We start from the raw sequence: 287 nt of genomic DNA, 5'->3' as shown, positions 1-287 counted from the left end.
GGGGTGGGGTCGGTGCAACCTCGCCGACCCTCCCTCAAGGGGGAGGGTAATCACCCCTGCGAAGGTGTAAACCTTGCCACCAGCGTGTGGCTCTCGGCCGCATAGGTGAACCGGACATGGGTGACCGGGTGCTCGGCGCTCCATGTCCGTCGCTCGACCACCAGGCACGGCGCACCGGCCTCGATATCGAGTGCGGCCGCAATGTGCCTGTCGGCCGCGACGGCGCGAATGCGGTGCTCGGCGGCACTCCACGGCACGCGGGCGATCAGCCACGGCCCGGGCGCGAT

1 protein-coding gene is annotated in these 287 nt (G+C 70.0%); it reads right to left on the bottom strand.

Annotated elements, in window-relative coordinates; translation table 11 throughout:
• Positions 1 to 50 precede the first annotated feature (50 nt).
• On the bottom strand, positions 51 to 287 hold a 237-nt coding region (locus tag E5W87_RS15740; protein WP_292398966.1), incomplete at its 5' end, for a UTRA domain-containing protein.

It is taken from the genome of Mesorhizobium sp., assembly GCF_004962925.1.
Lineage (GTDB): Bacteria > Pseudomonadota > Alphaproteobacteria > Rhizobiales > Rhizobiaceae > Mesorhizobium.
This window is presented reverse-complemented; position numbering and strand designations above follow the sequence as displayed.